Genomic DNA, 16,113 nt, shown 5'->3' with positions numbered 1-16,113 from the left:
CGCGTGTGCGATCATGCGAAGGTCCCCCACAACGGCGTCAAGGAGGCACGACATGGCGAAGATGCACCGCGGGCTGCTGGTGGTGTGCGCCTTCCTGGTTGCCGTCGCCGGCGTCACCGCTGCCGGCATCGCCGCGATTCCGATGCCGCGCGCATGGGCCGGTGACGCGCCGATCGGCCACATCGGTGACACGCTTCGGGTGGACAACGGCACGTTCATCGCCGACGTCACCGTGAGTGGCGTGGCGCCCTGCGACCCGCCGCCGGGATTCGGCTACACCCGCGAAGGCACCTTCAGAGGCTTCCCGGGCAGCACCGTCGACCGCGCGGACGTGACGGTCCGCGCGATCCGCGTGCCCAATCCGTACATCATGGCGACCGTCCTGAGTTTCAACGGAGTGACCCCGACCGCCGACGCCTATAAGCCGCGAGCCTCCGACGCACCCGACGCGCTGGACAACGTGCTCGTCAACGCCCCGAACGGGGCGATCGTGCGCGGCGGCGTGTACTGGGACGCCTACCGCGATCCCGTCTCCGCCGTCGTCCTGCTGGACAAGAAGACGGGTTACCACCTCGCGCAGTGGAACCTCTGACAGGGGCGTTTGAGGTTGCGTCGGCCGATTCCGGTGACGCCGTAGAGCTGGCCGCCGTTGCGGCACAGACCTTTCCGCTGGCATGTCCGCCCGCCGCGAGCCCGGACAACATCGCGTCGTTCATCGAGGCCAACCTGTCGGCCGACCGATTCGACGAGTATCTCAAGGATCCGGATCGCGCCCTGCTCACCGCCCGCCACGACGGCCGAATCATCGGTTACGCCATGCTGGTTCGTGGCGCTGGCGCCGATGCCGCCGAGCTGTCCAAGATCTACGTGCTGCCCGAGTATCACGGCGGCGGGGCGTCGACCGCGCTGATGGGCCTCGCGCTGGCCACCGCCGGCGACTGGGGCGCGCGGCGCGTGTGGTTGGGCGTCAACCAAGAAAACCAACGCGCACAACGCTTTTACCTCAAGAGCGGCTTCACCATCGCGGGCAACAGGACGTTTCAGCTGGGCACCGACGTCGAGAGCGACTACGTCATGATCCGCGAACTGGGTCCGCCGCGGCGGTGAGCGCCAGGAGCCGGGAAGTGGCCCGCAGGTACTTCTTTCGGTATCCCCCGGCCAGCATCTCCTCGCTGAAGATGGTGTCCAGCTTGGTGCCCGAGGCCACCACCGGGATCCCCGCGTCATAAAGCCGATCGGTCAGCGACACCAGCCGCAGGGCGACGTTCTGATCGTCGATGCCGTGCACTCCGGTCAAAAACACCGCGCTGACCCCCTCGATCAGCGTCAGATACCGCGACGGGTGCATGGTGGCCAGGTGCGCACACAGTGCGTCGAAATCGTCGAGCGTCGCGCCGTCGACACGCGCGGCGCGCGCAACCACCTCGTCGTCGGACAGCGGCCGCGGCGCCGGTGGCAGGCCGCGGTGCCGATAGTCGGGCCCCTCGATCCGCACGGTCGTGAAAATGCTTGCCAGCGTGCTGATTTCACGCAGAAAATCCTGCGCGGCGAAGCGTCCCTCGCCGAGCTGCTCGGGCAGCGTGTTGGAAGTGGCGGCCACCGACACGCCGCGCTCGACCAGCGACGAGAGCAGCCGCGAGATCAGCGTGGTGTTGCCCGGGTCGTCGAGTTCGAATTCGTCGATGCAGACCGCCGTGTAGTTGGCCAGCAGGTCGACGCACTCGACGAAGCCGAACACGCCGGCCAGCTGAGTCAGCTCGCCGAAGGTCGCAAACGCCTTGGGAGCCGGGCCATCCGGTGGCCCACCCGGCCCCTGGCCCGGCAGCTGGTAGTAGGCCGACGCCAGCAGGTGCGTCTTGCCCACGCCGAACCCGCCGTCCAGGTACAACCCGACGCCGGGCAGAATCTCCCGCCGGCCCAACAGCTTTCGCCGTCCGGCGCGCCGCTCGACGGCTTGCCGGCAGAAGTCCTCACACGCCAGCACCGCGGCGGCCTGCGTCGGCTCCGCCGGATCGGGCCGATAGGTCGCGAAGCTCACTTCGGCGAAGGTCGGCGGCGGCCGCAATTGGGCGATCAGCCGTTCCGGCGACACCGTCGGATGCCGATCCACCAGGTGAGCAGGCGTGGCCGAAGCGCCCGCAGAGGTGGACCCGTGCATGCAGGAACTGTAACGGCGTGCTGCAATCAGACCCATGCCCGACTCCGGCGCCGCACTGTCGCTGCTCGCTTCGGTACGCGGACTCGGCGACGACGACCTCGCCGCGCTCTACGGCTACCCCGAGCACGACGGGACGTGGGTGCGGGCGAACTTCATCACCAGCGTCGACGGTGGGGCCACCTCGGGCGGCAGCAGCGGCGCGATGGGCGGCGCGGGCGACCGGTTCGTCTTCAACCTCCTGCGTGAGCTTGCCGACGTCATCGTGGTGGGGGCGGGCACCGTGCGGATCGAGGGTTACTCCGGCGCGCAGGTCGGCGTCGCCCGGCGCCAGCGGCGGCAGGCCCGCGGTCAAAGCGAGGTCCCGCAGCTGGCGATCGTGACCGGATCGGGCCACCTCAACCGCGACATGGCGGTGTTCACCCGCACCGAGGTGCAGCCGCTGGTGCTCACCTGCGCGGCGGCCGCGGAGCAGACGCGCCGCGCGCTCAGCGGCCTGTGCGAGGTGCTCGACTGCTCCGGCCGCGATCCCGAGAAGATCGACCAGGCCGCCCTGCTGGCGGCCCTCGGCGCGCGGGGCATGCGGCGCATCCTCACCGAGGGCGGACCGACGCTGCTGGACTCGCTGATGCAGCGCGACATGCTCGACGAGCTGTGCCTGACGATCGCGCCCTGCCTGGTCGGGGGCCAGGCGCCGCGCATCGCGACCGGCCCGGGCCAGCTGCTCACCCGGATGCGGTGCGCCCACGTCCTGACCGACGACGCCGGCTACCTTTACACCCGCTACGTCAGGGCCTAGCTACTGTGGTCGGCATGAGTCGGCCGTCCACGTGCGCCACGATCCTGGTTGCGGTGACCGCGTTGCTGGCCGGCTGCGTCCCGGGCCTGGCCGCCGATCCGCGGTTCGCCACCAATTCCGGTGCGCGGCCGCAGGGGGCGGCGACCTCGAAGCCGGCGCCCAGCGGCCCGCCCGCGATCGCCGCACCGAAGAACGACCTGGCGTGGCACGACTGCACCTCACGGGTGTTCGCCGACGCGGCGGTCCCCGCCGCCGCGGGCGTCCAGCTGGATTGCGCGACCTACGACGCCGACCTGGATCCGGTCAACGGAGGGGGCGGCAGCCTCAGCATCGGCGTGGTGCGCGCCCGCTCCAACCAGACACCCCAGGACGCCGGGCCGCTGGTGTTCACCACCGGCTCCGATCTGCCGTCCTCGACGCAATTGCCCGTCTGGCTGTCACGGGCGGGCGCCGACGTGCTCGCCACCCACCCCATCGTGTCCGTCGACCGCCGGGGCATCGGGATGTCGAGCCCCATCGACTGCCGCGACAAATTCGACCGGCAGCAGATGCGCGACCAGTCGCAGTTCCAGAGCGGCGACGACCCGGTGGCCAACCTCTCCGAGGTCTCCAACACCGCCACCACCAACTGTGGCGACGCCGTCGGGATCGGGCCGAACGCGTCCTCCTACGACGACGCGCACGCCGCGTCCGACATCGAGCGGTTGCGCACCGTGTGGGACGTGCCGGCCCTAGCGCTGATCGGCATCGGCAACGGCGCGCAGGTGGCGCTGGCGTACGCGGGCTCGCGGCCGGACAAGGTGGCCCGCTTGATCCTCGACTCACCGGTTGCGTTGGGCACCAACGCCGAGGCCGCCGCCGAGCAACGCGTCAAGGGCCAGCAGGCCGCCCTCGACGCCTTCGCCGCGCAGTGCATCGCGGTGAACTGCGCGCTCGGTGCGGACCCGAAGGGCGCCGTCAGCGCACTGCTGGCCGACGCCCGCGCGGGCAAGGGGCCCGGCGGCGCGTCGGTTGCCCAGGTGGCCAACGCCATCACCGTCGCGCTCGGCTATCCCGCCGGCGGCCGCGTCAACGCCACCACCAACCTGGCCAACGCGCTCGCGGCCGCCCGCTCCGGCGACGCCAACGCGCTGAACAGTTTGATCAACCATGCCAACGCCATCCAGGACTCCGACGGCCAGTTCGTCAACGTGTGCAGCGACGCGGTTAATCGCCCGACGCCGGACCGGGTGCGCGAACTCGTCGTCGCCTGGGGCAAGCTCTACCCCGACTTCGGCACCGTCGCCGCGCTCAGCATGGTCAAGTGCGTGCACTGGCCCACCGGCTCGCCGCCGCCCACACCGAAGACACTCAAGGTCGACGTGCTGCTGCTCGGTGTGCAGAGCGATCCGATCGTCGGGACCGACGGCGTCGCGGCGACCGCGGCCAGCATCATCAACGCCAGCGCCGCCAGCAAGCGGGTCATGTGGCAGGGCATCGGCCACGGCGCCAGCATCTTCTCCGGCTGCGCCGTTCCGCCGCTGATCGGCTACCTCAACAGCGGCAAATTGCCCAACACCGACACGTACTGCCCGGCCTGACGCTGCTTTCCGGCGTCCGTGTGCGCCGGTGTACGGTGCGCTGGTGACGGCAGCTGAATCGACCCGAACCGGCTTGCGTGAGCGGACCCTGGCCGCCTTTGGTCCCCGCACCGGCCCGCTGAGCACACCGACCGTCCTGCGGATGGCGCTCTGGCCGGTGGCCATCATGTCGGTGTTGCACCGCAGCATCATCCTCACCCTCAACGGCAATATCACCGACGACTTCAAACCGGTGTACCGCGCGGTCCTCAACTTCCGGCACGGCTGGGACATCTACAACGAGCACTTCGACTACGTCGACCCGCACTACCTGTATCCGCCCGGCGGCACGCTGCTGATGGCGCCGTTCGGATACCTGCCCTTCACTCCGTCGCGCTACCTGTTCATCCTGATCAACACCGTGGCCATCTTGATCGCCTGGTACCTGCTGCTGCGGATGTTCAAATTCACGCTGGCTTCGGTGGCCGCGCCCGCCCTGCTGCTGGCCATGTTCTGCACCGAAAGCGTGACCAGCACCCTGGTGTTCACGAACATCAACGGCTGTGTGCTCCTGGCGGAGGTCCTGTTCTTTCGCTGGCTGCTGGACGGGAGGGTTGGGCGCCAGTGGTGGGCCGGCTTGGTGATCGGGCTGACGCTCACGCTCAAACCCGTGCTGGGCCCGCTGCTGTTGCTGCCGCTGCTGAATCGGCAGTGGCGGACGCTGGTGCCGGCCATCGCGGTCCCCGTCGTCGTCAATGTGGCCGCATGGCCGTTGGTGAGCGATCCCATGGACTTCGTCACGAAAACGGTGCCCTACTTCCTGGGCACCCGGGACTATTTCAACAGCTCCGTCGAGGGCAACGGCGTGTACTTCGGCCTGCCCACCTGGCTGATCGTGTTCATGCGAATCCTGTTCACGCTGCTGATGATCGGTGCGATGTGGCTGTTGTACCGCTACTACCGCACCCGAGACCCGTTGTTCTGGTTCACCAGCTCCTCGGGTGTGTTGCTGCTGTGGTCGTTCCTGGTGTCGTCGCTGGCCCAGGGCTACTACTCGATGATGCTATTCCCGTTCCTGATGACGGTGGTGCTGCGGAATTCGCTTATCCGCAACTGGCCGGCGTGGCTCGGGATCTATGGCTTCATGGCGCTGGACGACTGGCTGATCTACAAGTACATGAGATACGGCCGCGCCTTGCATTACCTGAAGATCACCTACGGCTGGTCGCTGCTGCTGATCGTCGTGTTCACCGTGCTGCTCTTCCGCTACCTGGACGCCAGGGCCGAGAACCGGCTGGACGACGGCCTCGATCCCGCGTGGCTGACGCCCGAGCGCGAGCGAGCTAGCGTGGAGGCATGACCTCTCCCGACGTGTCGCAGCCCAAGGTGCAACTGAGCGAAGACGAGTGGCGCAAGAAGCTCAGCCCCGAAGAATTTCACGTGCTGCGCCGAGCCGGCACCGAGCGGCCCTTCGTCGGTGAATACACCGACACCAAGACCGAAGGCGTGTACCAGTGCCGGGCCTGCGGCGCCGAATTGTTCCGCAGCACCGAGAAATTCGAATCGCATTGCGGTTGGCCGTCGTTCTTCGACCCGGCCAGATCCGACGCCGTGATTCTGCGGCCCGACCATTCAATGGGCACGACGCGCACCGAGGTGCTGTGCGCAAACTGCCACAGCCACCTGGGGCACGTATTCGCCGGTGAGGGCTATCCGACGCCGACGGATCAGCGTTACTGCATCAACTCGGTGTCGCTGCGGCTGGTGCCGGCGGGCGGCTGAGGCCGGCTGGTTTTTCGTCCGCGACACTTAACCAGTTGCGACGACACGCCGAAGTCGATCGCAACGCTTTACATCTCGCGGCAACCTCGACGGATGAGTGCGTCGCGCACGCGTCGCACGACGTCTTCGGGTTTGTCCTCGGCGATCACCCGGACGACGATCCAGCCGAGCTCTTCAAGCTTGCGGACCCGCCACTGGTCTCGGGCGTACTGGCGACGGTCGGCGCGGTGATGATCACCGTCATACTCGGCGGCCACTTTGTATCTCTCCCAAGCCATATCGAGCACACCAACCGTTCGCCAGTTCTCGTTCACGGGTATCTGCGTCTCGGGTGCGGGCAGCCCGGCATCGACCAGCAGCAGGCGCAGCCAGGTCTCCTTGGGTGACGCGGCGCCGGGATCGATGAGCGGGAGCGCCGCGCGTAGGCGTCGCAGGCCCCGCGCGCGCGGGTGCCGCTTGGCCAGCAGCGACACCTGCTCGACGTCAAACGGCGTCGCGCGCATCAGCGCGTCGAGCCGTGCCACCGCCTCGCCCCTGGGCAGCCGCCTGGCCAGGTCGTAGGCCGTTCTCGCCAAAGTGGTCACCGGCAATCCCGCGATGCGGGTGATCTCGTCCGGCTCAACTCGCTGATTGCGGGTGATCACGCCGGCCGGAGCATGCGGGTTACGCCAGATCAACTCGATGGGTTCGTCGTCGTCGATCCAACTCGAGCCGTGCAACTTCGCCGCGGCCAGTCCGGCGATCACGGCGCGCCGGCCCGACCACAGCCATGCCGCAACACATCGCGTTCGCAATGGCGGTGCGGCGTCGCCCGACAGATAGACGTCGGGATAGATCGCACGGTGCTGGGTTCGCAGCTGATACGGGCTCAGGCTTCCCCGGCGCACAGCCTCGCTGCCTCTGAACACGTCTTCCACGCAATGAAGACGCGCTTGCCCGCTGCGGGGATCCACCAGACTTAAGCCAGCGCGACACCCGTCGGCGTGTCGGCGCAGCGGTGTAGGTGTCGTGACAAGCAGTGGGGCGCCGGGCGCCCGTCAGTCCACCCGGATGGCGTGCACTTCCCAGAACGGGGCGTGCGCCCGGCCGCCCTCGAGCCACGGCTCGATCACCCGGAAACGCTCCAGCAATTTCTCCGCCTGATCGGCCAGGTCCGGGTTGCGCTGGGCCATCGCCTCGATGGACTCGACGCTGACGTTGACCCGGTAGGTGGTCGTGCCCAGATAGGTGATCTCCCAGCCGCCGTCCGGAAGCACGTCGCGAAAGTCGTTCTCCGACAACGACCTCAGCATCTTGAAGCCGTTGACGTTGTGTTCGCCGAACTCGAACATGTACAAGCGGGCGCCCGGCTTGGTGGCGCGGTGCAGTGCCTGCACATAGGACCTGCGCAGCTCGGCTTCGGTGCTGAAGGTGTGGTAAAACGCGCAATCGACCACCGTATCGAACCGGCCGTCGAAACCGTCCAGCTTCGTCGCGTCGGCCAGCTCGAAATTGACCGACACACCGGCTTTTTCGGCGTTCTGCCGGGCCCGCTCGATGGCTCCCGCCGACCCGTCGATGCCGGTCGACGAATATCCCTTGGACGCGTAGTAGATCGCGTGGTGGCCCGGACCGGTGCCCGGGTCGAGCACCTCGCCCTTGATCGCGCCCAGCGCGACGAGCTGCTGAACCACCGGCTGCGGGCCGCCGATGTCCCACGGTGTGGCGGCCGGCAGGCCGTGCCGCGTCCGCTGGTCGCGGTACATCTCCTCGAAGCGGGTGGGATCGGTCGGATCGAAAGGCGTTGTCATGGCAGGGCATTCACCAGCTGCTCGACCGCAACCCGGGGGCCGGTGAAGAACGGCGTCTCCTCGCGGGTGTGCCGGCGGGCGTCGGTGGCACGCAGTTCGCGCATCAGGTCGACGATGCGGTGCAGTTCGGGAGCCTCGAAGGCCAGCAGCCATTCGTAGTCGCCGAGCGCGAACGCCGGGACAGTGTTGGCGCGGACGTCCTTGTACTCACGCGCGGCCATGCCGTGTTCGGCGAGCATGCGGCGGCGTTCCTCGTCGGGCAGCAGATACCACTCGTAGGACCGCACAAAGGGATACACGCAGATGTAGGCGCCGGGTTCCTCGCCGGCCAGGAACGCCGGGATGTGGCTCTTGTTGAACTCGGCCGGCCGATGCAACGCCACGCTGCTCCACACCGGCGAACTAACCCGCCCCAGCGCGGTGGTGCGCCGGAAATCGGCGTAGGTGGCCTGCAGCGCCTCGACGCGTTCGGCGTGGGTCCAGATCATGAAGTCGGCGTCGGCGCGCAGGCCCGCGACGTCGTAGAGGCCGCGCACCACGACGCCGCGCTCCTCCTGCTGCTTGAAGAACGTCGACGCCTCATCGATGACGTCGTCGCGCTGGTCACCGAGCTCACCCGGCTCAACGGAGAACACCGAGAACATCAGGTAGCGGATCGTGGAGTTGAGCGAGTCGTAGTCGAGCTTGGCCATGGAACCTATCGTGCCACCTGCGCGTCCAAGTCTCCGATGGCCCTGATCACACGATCGACCGCTCGCCCGGCCGCGCCGACGCAGGCCGGGACGCCGATGCCGTCGAGGTAACTGCCGGCCACCTCGAGCGTCGGCGGCAGGCCGGCGCGCACCTCGGCGACCAGGTCGCCGTGGCCGGGCCCATATTGCGGCATCGCGTCGATCCAGCGCTGGATGCGGACGTCGACGGGGTCGATGGTCAGCCCGAACACCGTGGTCAGGTCGCCCAATGCCCACGTCAGCAGCTCGTCGTCGGACGTGTCGGCCGCTACGCGGTCGCCGAACCGGCCGAACGACAGCCGCAGCAGCTGCGCATCGCCTCGGACGCCCCACTTGCGCGACGACAGCGTGATGGCCTTGGCCCGCAACCGCTCACCGGTGGCCACCAGCACGCCCGAACACTCCGGGAACGCGGTATCGCCCGGCACGGCCAGCGCCATCACCACCGACGAGGCGCTGGTGATGCGCCTGGCCGCGGCGGCGCTGCGCGGGGCGATCCCGGCCAGCAGGCGGGCACACTCCCCCGCCGGCGCGGCCAGGATCACCGCATCGGCGGCCCAGCGAGCGCCGGTGTCGTCGACCACCGACCAGCCGGCGCCGGCGCGCTCGAGCCGCGACACCGCGGCACGCACCCAGCGCGGCCGAGCGCGCGCGGCCAGCTCGTCGATCAGCAGCCGGTAGCCGCCCTCCAGCGACCCGAACACGGGCGCGCCGGAGGCCGGCGGCAGCGCCTGCCGGACGGCGTCGGTCAGGCTGGTGGCGCCGCGGTCCAGTGCGGCCGCCACCGTCGGGGCGGCCGCACGCAGGCCGATGGTGGCCGCCGAGCCCGCATACACCCCGCTCAGCAGGGGATCCACCGAACGGGACACCACCTGGTCGCCGAATCGCTCACCCACCAGGTCGGCGACCGCGGGGTCGCTGCCCGGTTCCCACACCATCGGACGGGCGGGTTCGGCCTCGATGCGGGCCACCGTGGCCGCGTCGACCAGTCCCGCCACCGACGCCGCCGACGACGGGATCCCGACCACGGTGCCCGCCGGCAGCGGGCGCAACCCTTGCCCGCTGTAGACCAGCGGGCGCGCGCCGGTCGAAACCCGCTGGCGCTCGGACAGATTCAGCTCGGCCAGCAGGGCCGGCAGCTCGGGGCGACGCAGCACAAAAGCCTCGGCGCCCAGATCCATCGGCACCCCGCCGACCAGCTCGGTGCGCAGGACCCCGCCGAGCCTGTCTCCCGGATCGACCAGCGTGATCGTCGCGCCGTCGCCGGCGGCCATGCGGAGCCGATAGGCCGCTGTCAGGCCCGAAACTCCGCCCCCCACAACACAATACGAGAGGGGACTCATAGGGAGTGGACCAGCGACACCAGATCGGTCAGCACGCCGGGATCCGTTTCGGGCAACACGCCGTGGCCGAGGTTGAAAACATGACCGGCAGCTCCCGCGTCGATCGCGCGGCGGCCGTCGTCCACGACGGCGCGTGCGGCACGTTCCACCACCGGCCAGCCCGCCAACACCACCACCGGATCGAGGTTGCCCTGCAACGCCGTACCAGGTTGCACGCGGGCGGCCGCGTCGGCCAGCGACGTTCGCCAATCCACGCCCACCACGTTCGCACCGACCGACGACATGGCGCCCAGCAGTTCGGCGGTGCCGACCCCGAAGTGGGTCATCGGCACGCCGTAGTCGGCGAGCGCGGCGAAAACCCGGGCGCTGTGCGGCTGAACGTAGGTGCGGTAATTCGCCAGGGACAGCGCCCCGGCCCACGAGTCGAAGACCTGGATGGCGTCCACCCCGGCCTCCAGCTGCACTCGCAGGAAGCCCACGGTGATGGCGGTCAGCTTCTCCATCAGCGCATGCCAGGTGTCGGGCTCGGAAAGCATCATCGCCTTGGTGCGTGCGTGGTGGCGACTGGGGCCGCCCTCGATCAGATAGGACGCCAAGGTGAACGGCGCACCCGCGAAGCCGATCAGCGGCACGTCGCCAAGCGCGGACACCAGCAGCGACACCGCGTCGGAAATCGGCTGAACACGTTGCCGCTCAAGGGGTTTGATTGCAGTCACGGCGGCGGCGGTGCGCACCGGCGACTCGATGACCGGCCCGACCCCGGCGACGATGTCCAGGTCGATGCCCGCACCGAGCAGCGGCACCACGATGTCGGAGAACAAGATCGCCGCATCGACGTCGTGGCGGCGCACCGGCTGCAGGGTGATCTCGCAGACCAACTCGGCGTCGAAGCAGGCCGACAGCATGTCGGTCTGGGCCCGCAGCGCCCGGTATTCGGGCAGCGAACGGCCGGCCTGGCGCATGAACCACACCGGCACCCGGTTGGGTTTGCGGCCGGTCACGGCCGCGAGATACGGCGACTCGGGAAGGTCGCGGCGAGTACTCATCAGCCTCAATGCTGCCATGGCCGAAGGACACCGGACGCCGCTGCGTACTATCAACGACCGCAACCGTTTGAACGTCAGGAGCATCGGATGCCAGTGAGTCAGCCCCCAGCGAGTTACGCCGAGTTCCCCAGCCTGCGCTGCGAGCTCGGCGAGAACGGCGTGCTGACGCTGGTTCTCGACTCCCCAGGGCTGAATTCGGTGGGGCCGCAGATGCACCGCGACCTCGCCGACATCTGGCCGGTGATCGACCGCGATCCCGCCGTGCGCGCCGTCCTGGTGCGCGGTGAAGGCAAGGCCTTCTCCTCCGGCGGCAGTTTCGACCTGATCGACGAGACCATCAACGACTACGAGGGCCGGCTCCGCATCATGCGCGAAGCCCGCGACCTGGTGCACAACCTGATCAACTGCGACACCCCCGTCGTGTCGGCGATCCGCGGACCGGCGGTGGGCGCGGGTCTGGTGGTGGCCCTGCTCGCCGACATCTCGGTGGCGGGCCGGACCGCGAAGCTGATCGACGGGCACACCAAGCTCGGCGTGGCGGCCGGCGACCACGCGGCGATCTGCTGGCCGCTGCTGGTCGGCATGGCCAAGGCCAAGTACTACCTGCTGACCTGCGAGACGCTGCTGGGCGAGGAAGCCGAGCGGATCGGGCTGGTGTCGGTCTGCGTCGACGATGACGACGTGCTGACCACCGCCACCCGCATCGCCGAAAACCTGGCGCAGGGCGCGCAGAACGCGATCCGGTGGACCAAGCGCAGCCTCAACCACTGGTACCGCATGATGGGCCCCACCTTCGAGACCTCGGTGGGCCTGGAATTCCTCAGTTTCAGCGGTCCGGACGTGCAGGAAGGCCTGGCCGCCCACCGCGAGAAACGCCAGGCGCGTTTCACCCGCTGACCGCGCCTGAGCTGCACATATAGCTTTGGTGGAGACCTGGTAACGGCTTGGTCGCGGCGGGTTTGAAACCCGGCGCGCCTGTCGCGGCGTGTCGGCCAGTAGGTCTACCGTCGATCCCTGTGACCCGTGCCGTGACGACGCAGAACGGTCGGGATGAACAGGAGCGGCGCCAAGTGACCTCATCCGAACCGGCCCCATTCCGCGAAGCGGTAGCGGCGATGAACGCCGTGGTCGTGCGGCCGGAGATCGAGTTGGGTCCCATCCGGCCGCCGCAACGCTTGGCGCCCCACAGCTACGCCCTGGGCGCCGAGGTCAAACATCCCGATCGCGACATCATTCCGGAGCGGTCCGACGGCGATGCCTTCGGACGGCTGATCCTGCTGTACGACCCCGAAGGGGCCGATGCGTGGGACGGCACCATTCGCATGGTCGCCTACATCCAGGCCGACCTTGACCCCAGTGAGGCGGTCGACCCGCTGCTGCCCGAAGTAGCGTGGAGCTGGCTAGTCGAGGCACTGGAGTCACGCATGGAACAAGTCGTCGCCCTGGGCGGCACCGTCACCGCCACCACATCGGTGCGCTACGGAGACATCTCCGGGCCGCCGCGCGCCCACCAGCTCGAGCTGCGCGCGTCCTGGACCGCGACGTCGCCCGCGGTCGGAGGGCATGTCGAGGCGTTCTGCGAGGTATTGGAACACGCGGCGGGCCTGCCACCCGCGGGAGTCACCGACCTGAGCTCGCGGTCACGCGCCTAGCATGGCCGAACCGTCGGCCGACGGGCCGGGCAGCAGCGCGCCCGGCGACGTGGGCGCCGACCCCGCCCCGCTGCCACATCCGGCCGAAGGCGTCCCGCCCGTCTCGGTGAGCGTCCGCGAGATCGAGGCCGCCGCGCAGCGACTGGATCGCGGGCACGGCCCCTTCGCGGTGGACGCCGAGCGGGCCTCGGGCTTTCGCTACTCCAACCGCGCCTACCTGATCCAGATCCGGCGGGCCGGTTCCGGAACGGTGCTGATCGATCCGGTGAGCCACGGCGCCGACCCACTGCAGGCCTTGCGGCCGGTGGCCGAGGTGCTGGGCACCGACGAGTGGATCCTGCACTCCGCCGATCAGGACCTGCCGTGTCTGGCGGAGGTGGGCATGCGGCCGCCGGCGCTGTACGACACCGAACTGGCCGGCCGGCTGGCCGGGTTCGAACGGGTGAACCTGGCGACCATGGTCGAGCGGCTGCTGGGCGTCGGGCTGGCCAAGGGCCACGGCGCGGCCGACTGGTCCAAGCGTCCCCTGCCCGCCGAATGGCTCAACTACGCCGCCCTGGACGTGGAACTGCTGATCGAGCTGCGCGCGGCGATGGCCGGCGTCCTGGCCGAGCAGGGCAAAACCGATTGGGCCGCACAGGAATTCGACTACCTGCGCGACGCGGGTCTGAAGGATCCGGGTGCTACGGTGCGACCGGATCGGTGGCGGCGAACGTCGGGCATCCATCGGGTGCGCGATCAGCGTGGCCTGGCCGCCGTCCGAGAATTGTGGTTGACCCGCGACCGGATCGCGCAGCGCCGCGACATCGCGCCGCGCCGCATCCTGCCCGACTCGGCCATCATCGATGCCGCCCTGGCCAACCCGACGACCATCGAGGAGCTCGTCGCCTTGCCCGTGTTCGGTGGGCGCAACCAGCGGCGCAGCGCCGCGACGTGGCTGGCGGCGCTGGACGAGGCCCGGCGAACCAAGAACCCCCCGGCCGAAAGCGAACCGCCCAATGGGCCGCCGCCGCCGGCGCGGTGGAGCAGGCGCAAGCCGGAGGCCGCCGCCCGGTTGGAGGCCGCCCGCTCGGCGCTGTCGGAGGTCTCCGAGCGGGTCCACGTCCCCACCGAGAATCTGGTGTCGCCGGACCTGGTGCGACGGCTGTGCTGGGACTGGACGCCCGCGCCCGACCCGTTCGACGCCGTCGAGACGTTCCTGCGCGCCGGCCAGGCCCGGCCCTGGCAACGGGAATTGGTGGACCCGGTGCTGGCCCGGGCACTGCAGGCGTCGGAAGGCACCGACAACTAGTCGAGGTGCTCGCGGATCTCGGCCTCGGTGACGCCGCTGCCCAGCGCCGCTACCCAGCCGGTGATGCGACGGGCCACGTCCTGATCGGTCAGCGCCAGCTCCGAGAGCAACTCCCCGCGGGAGGCGTGCTCGTAGAACCGCTGCGGCAGTCCGACGTCGCGGCACGGAACGTCGATCTCGGCGCGGCGCAGGGCGGCCGACACCGCCGAACCCACCCCGCCGTTGACCCCGTTGTCCTCGCAGGTGACGACGAGCTTGTGTTGGGCCGCCAGCTCCAGCACGCTGTCCGAGACCGGCAGCACCCAACGCGGGTCGATGACCGTGACGCCGATCCCCTGGTCCTGCAGTCGCCCGGCCACCGCCAGCGCCATCGGCGCGAAGGCGCCGACACCGATCAGCAGCACGTCGTGGTTGCACCCGCCGGCCGGGACCGCGAGCACGTCGACACCCGAAATGCCCGATCCGCGGCGCTCGACCGCCGGGATGTCCTCGCCCACATCGCCTTTGGGGAAGCGCAGCGCGGTGGGGCCGTCGTCGACGTCGAGTGCCTCACCGAGTTCCTCGCGCAGCCGGGTGGCGTCCCGGGGTGCGGCCACCCGCATACCGGGCACGATGCCCAGCATCGACATGTCCCACATGCCGTTGTGGCTGGCGCCGTCCGCACCGGTGATGCCGGCCCGGTCGAGCACCATGGTGACCGGCAGCTTGTGCAGCGCCACGTCCATCATGATCTGGTCGAAGGCCCGGTTGAGGAACGTCGAATAGATGGCCACCACCGGGTGCATGCCCCCCATGGCCAGGCCGGCGGCCGACGTCATCGCGTGTTGTTCGGCGATGCCGACGTCGAACAAGCGGTCCGGGAACTGCTGCCCGAACGGGGTCAGCCCGGTCGGGCCGGGCATGGCGGCAGTGATGGCCACGATGTCGCGGCGCCTCCTGGCGTAGCCGATGAGGGCGTCGGAGAACGCCGCCGTCCAGCCGGGCCCGGCGACCTTGGTCGCCCGCCCGGTGACCGGGTCGATGACGCCGCAGGAATGCATCTGTTCGGCTTCGTCGTCCTCGGCCGGGGCGAAACCCATCCCCTTGCGGGTCACCACGTGCACGATCACCGGGCGGCCGAAGCCGCGGGCGTGTCGCAGCGCGGCCTCCACCGCGCGTTCGTCGTGCCCGTCGACCGGCCCCACGTACTTCAGACCGAGATCGGTGAACATCAGCTGCGGTGACAACGAGTCCTTGATGCCGGCCTTGACGCTGTGCATGACGCGGTAGGCGATCTTGCCGACCAGCGGCAGCGCGCGCAGGGCGTCGCGGCCCTTCTCCATGGCCTGCTCGTAGGCCGGCTGCAGCCGCAGCGAGGCGAGATGGTCGGCGACCCCGCCGATCGTCGGGGCATAGCTGCGGCCGTTGTCGTTGACCACGATGATGACCGGGCGACCGGAGGCGGCGATGTTGTTCAGCGCCTCCCAGCACATGCCGCCGGTGAGCGCGCCGTCGCCGACCACCGCGACCACATGGCGATTGCGGTGCCCGCTGAGTTCGAACGCCTTGGCCAGGCCGTCGGCGTAGGACAACGACGCGCTGGCGTGGCTGGACTCGACCCAGTCGTGCTCGCTTTCGGCGCGCGACGGATATCCCGACAGCCCGCCCTTCTTGCGCAGGCTCTCGAACTCGAGCGAGCGGCCCGTCAGCATCTTGTGGACATAGGCCTGGTGGCCGGTGTCGAAGATGATCGGATCGTGGGGCGAATCGAACACCCGGTGCAGGGCGAGCGTCAGCTCGACCACGCCCAGATTGGGGCCCAGATGCCCCCCTGTCGCAGCAACCTTGTGAATCAGGAACTCGCGAATCTCGGCGGCCAGTTCGCGAAGTTCGTGTTGGGAAAGGTGCTGCAGATCAGCGGGCCCGCGGATCTGTTCCAGCATCCAGTCAGTCTACGCAGCGCCCGCGACAACAACAGGCGACGTG

The 16,113-nt window shown here is 69.3% G+C and carries 15 protein-coding genes and 1 pseudogene; 9 read left to right on the top strand and 7 right to left on the bottom strand.

Features of this window, described 5'->3' with window-relative positions:
- The first annotated feature begins 61 nt into the window (after window positions 1–61).
- Window positions 62–592 (top strand): hypothetical protein, encoded by a 531-nt coding sequence (locus tag AC5Y4T_RS14755; RefSeq protein ID WP_499954121.1) that lies wholly within the window; start codon window positions 62–64, stop codon window positions 590–592.
- Window positions 580–1,107 (top strand): GNAT family N-acetyltransferase, encoded by a 528-nt coding sequence (locus AC5Y4T_RS14750; RefSeq protein ID WP_499953982.1) that lies wholly within the window; start codon window positions 580–582, stop codon window positions 1,105–1,107. The genes AC5Y4T_RS14755 and AC5Y4T_RS14750 overlap by 13 nt, the downstream gene beginning before the upstream one ends.
- Here the strand turns inward: AC5Y4T_RS14750 and zapE are convergent.
- The gene (gene zapE / locus AC5Y4T_RS14745; protein ID WP_499953980.1) at window positions 1,073–2,194 is read right to left on the bottom strand and encodes a cell division protein ZapE; all 1,122 of its coding nucleotides are present in this window, start codon (window positions 2,192–2,194) and stop codon (window positions 1,073–1,075) included. The two genes, AC5Y4T_RS14750 and zapE, sit on opposite strands and share 35 nt — an antisense overlap.
- Between zapE and AC5Y4T_RS14740 the strand changes: the two genes are divergently transcribed.
- Genes AC5Y4T_RS14740 through msrB form a run of 4 tightly spaced genes read left to right on the top strand, consistent with a single transcriptional unit; the run spans window position 2,193 to window position 6,295 of the window.
- Window positions 2,193–2,954: a pyrimidine reductase family protein gene (locus tag AC5Y4T_RS14740; protein WP_499953978.1), complete on the top strand. Its 762-nt coding sequence runs from the start codon at window positions 2,193–2,195 to the stop codon at window positions 2,952–2,954. The genes zapE and AC5Y4T_RS14740 overlap by 2 nt on opposite strands.
- Window positions 2,955–2,968: 14 nt before the next feature.
- Window positions 2,969–4,534, top strand: a complete 1,566-nt coding sequence (locus AC5Y4T_RS14735) for an alpha/beta fold hydrolase (RefSeq protein WP_499953976.1) — start codon at window positions 2,969–2,971, stop codon at window positions 4,532–4,534.
- Window positions 4,535–4,562: 28 nt separating this feature from the next.
- A complete protein-coding gene (gene aftC / locus AC5Y4T_RS14730) occupies window positions 4,563–5,873 on the top strand; it encodes an arabinofuranan 3-O-arabinosyltransferase (protein ID WP_499953974.1) in 1,311 nt (436 codons plus the stop codon).
- Window positions 5,870–6,295 (top strand): peptide-methionine (R)-S-oxide reductase MsrB, encoded by a 426-nt coding sequence (gene msrB, locus AC5Y4T_RS14725; protein ID WP_499953972.1) that lies wholly within the window; start codon window positions 5,870–5,872, stop codon window positions 6,293–6,295. Before aftC ends, msrB begins: the two co-directional genes overlap by 4 nt.
- Window positions 6,296–6,363: 68 nt before the next feature.
- On the opposite strand, the gene AC5Y4T_RS14720 is transcribed toward msrB, so the two are convergent.
- The 5 genes from AC5Y4T_RS14720 to hemE form a co-directional block, all read right to left on the bottom strand.
- Window positions 6,364–7,212, bottom strand: a complete 849-nt coding sequence (locus tag AC5Y4T_RS14720) for an endonuclease domain-containing protein (RefSeq protein ID WP_499953970.1) — start codon at window positions 7,210–7,212, stop codon at window positions 6,364–6,366.
- A 120-nt stretch (window positions 7,213–7,332) separates the two neighbouring features.
- Window positions 7,333–8,085, bottom strand: coding sequence for a class I SAM-dependent methyltransferase (locus AC5Y4T_RS14715; protein WP_499953968.1), 753 nt, complete (start codon window positions 8,083–8,085; stop codon window positions 7,333–7,335).
- Window positions 8,082–8,777, bottom strand: coding sequence for a hydrogen peroxide-dependent heme synthase (hemQ, locus tag AC5Y4T_RS14710; RefSeq protein ID WP_499949051.1), 696 nt, complete (start codon window positions 8,775–8,777; stop codon window positions 8,082–8,084). Before hemQ ends, AC5Y4T_RS14715 begins: the two co-directional genes overlap by 4 nt.
- Window positions 8,778–8,782: 5 nt before the next feature.
- Window positions 8,783–10,159, bottom strand: coding sequence for a protoporphyrinogen oxidase (locus tag AC5Y4T_RS14705; RefSeq protein WP_499949053.1), 1,377 nt, complete (start codon window positions 10,157–10,159; stop codon window positions 8,783–8,785).
- Window positions 10,156–11,205 (bottom strand): uroporphyrinogen decarboxylase, encoded by a 1,050-nt coding sequence (gene hemE, locus AC5Y4T_RS14700; protein WP_499949055.1) that lies wholly within the window; start codon window positions 11,203–11,205, stop codon window positions 10,156–10,158. The genes AC5Y4T_RS14705 and hemE overlap by 4 nt, the downstream gene beginning before the upstream one ends.
- 87 nt (window positions 11,206–11,292) lie before the next feature.
- Between hemE and AC5Y4T_RS14695 the strand changes: the two genes are divergently transcribed.
- The 3 genes and pseudogenes from AC5Y4T_RS14695 (at window position 11,293) to AC5Y4T_RS14685 (ending at window position 14,148) form a co-directional block, all read left to right on the top strand.
- Entirely contained in the window at window positions 11,293–12,102 is an 810-nt protein-coding gene (locus AC5Y4T_RS14695) for an enoyl-CoA hydratase/isomerase family protein (RefSeq protein ID WP_499949056.1), read from the top strand.
- An 88-nt stretch (window positions 12,103–12,190) separates the two neighbouring features.
- Window positions 12,191–12,857 (top strand): annotated as a pseudogene (locus AC5Y4T_RS14690) (DUF3000 domain-containing protein).
- Between the two features lies 1 nt (window position 12,858).
- On the top strand, window positions 12,859–14,148 hold the full coding sequence (locus AC5Y4T_RS14685; RefSeq protein WP_499949058.1) for an HRDC domain-containing protein: 1,290 nt from the start codon (window positions 12,859–12,861) through the stop codon (window positions 14,146–14,148).
- Here AC5Y4T_RS14685 and dxs read toward each other — a convergent pair.
- A complete protein-coding gene (gene dxs / locus AC5Y4T_RS14680) occupies window positions 14,145–16,070 on the bottom strand; it encodes a 1-deoxy-D-xylulose-5-phosphate synthase (protein ID WP_499949060.1) in 1,926 nt (641 codons plus the stop codon). The genes AC5Y4T_RS14685 and dxs overlap by 4 nt on opposite strands.
- Between the last annotated feature and the right edge of the window lie 43 nt (window positions 16,071–16,113).

The sequence above is a fragment of the Mycobacterium sp. NGS11 genome (assembly GCF_059813315.1).
This window is presented reverse-complemented; position numbering and strand designations above follow the sequence as displayed.

Coding starts and splice junctions, on each gene's coding strand:
- msrB (WP_499953972.1), top strand. CDS start 5,870: ATGACCTCTCCCGACGTGTCGCAGCCCAAGGTGCAACTGAGCGAAGAC.
- AC5Y4T_RS14705 (WP_499949053.1), bottom strand. CDS start 10,159: ATGAGTCCCCTCTCGTATTGTGTTGTGGGGGGCGGAGTTTCGGGCCTG.
- AC5Y4T_RS14685 (WP_499949058.1), top strand. CDS start 12,859: ATGGCCGAACCGTCGGCCGACGGGCCGGGCAGCAGCGCGCCCGGCGAC.
- AC5Y4T_RS14735 (WP_499953976.1), top strand. CDS start 2,969: ATGAGTCGGCCGTCCACGTGCGCCACGATCCTGGTTGCGGTGACCGCG.
- dxs (WP_499949060.1), bottom strand. CDS start 16,070: ATGCTGGAACAGATCCGCGGGCCCGCTGATCTGCAGCACCTTTCCCAA.
- AC5Y4T_RS14715 (WP_499953968.1), bottom strand. CDS start 8,085: ATGACAACGCCTTTCGATCCGACCGATCCCACCCGCTTCGAGGAGATG.
- hemQ (WP_499949051.1), bottom strand. CDS start 8,777: ATGGCCAAGCTCGACTACGACTCGCTCAACTCCACGATCCGCTACCTG.
- AC5Y4T_RS14755 (WP_499954121.1), top strand. CDS start 62: ATGCACCGCGGGCTGCTGGTGGTGTGCGCCTTCCTGGTTGCCGTCGCC.
- AC5Y4T_RS14695 (WP_499949056.1), top strand. CDS start 11,293: ATGCCAGTGAGTCAGCCCCCAGCGAGTTACGCCGAGTTCCCCAGCCTG.
- hemE (WP_499949055.1), bottom strand. CDS start 11,205: ATGAGTACTCGCCGCGACCTTCCCGAGTCGCCGTATCTCGCGGCCGTG.
- zapE (WP_499953980.1), bottom strand. CDS start 2,194: ATGGGTCTGATTGCAGCACGCCGTTACAGTTCCTGCATGCACGGGTCC.
- AC5Y4T_RS14740 (WP_499953978.1), top strand. CDS start 2,193: ATGCCCGACTCCGGCGCCGCACTGTCGCTGCTCGCTTCGGTACGCGGA.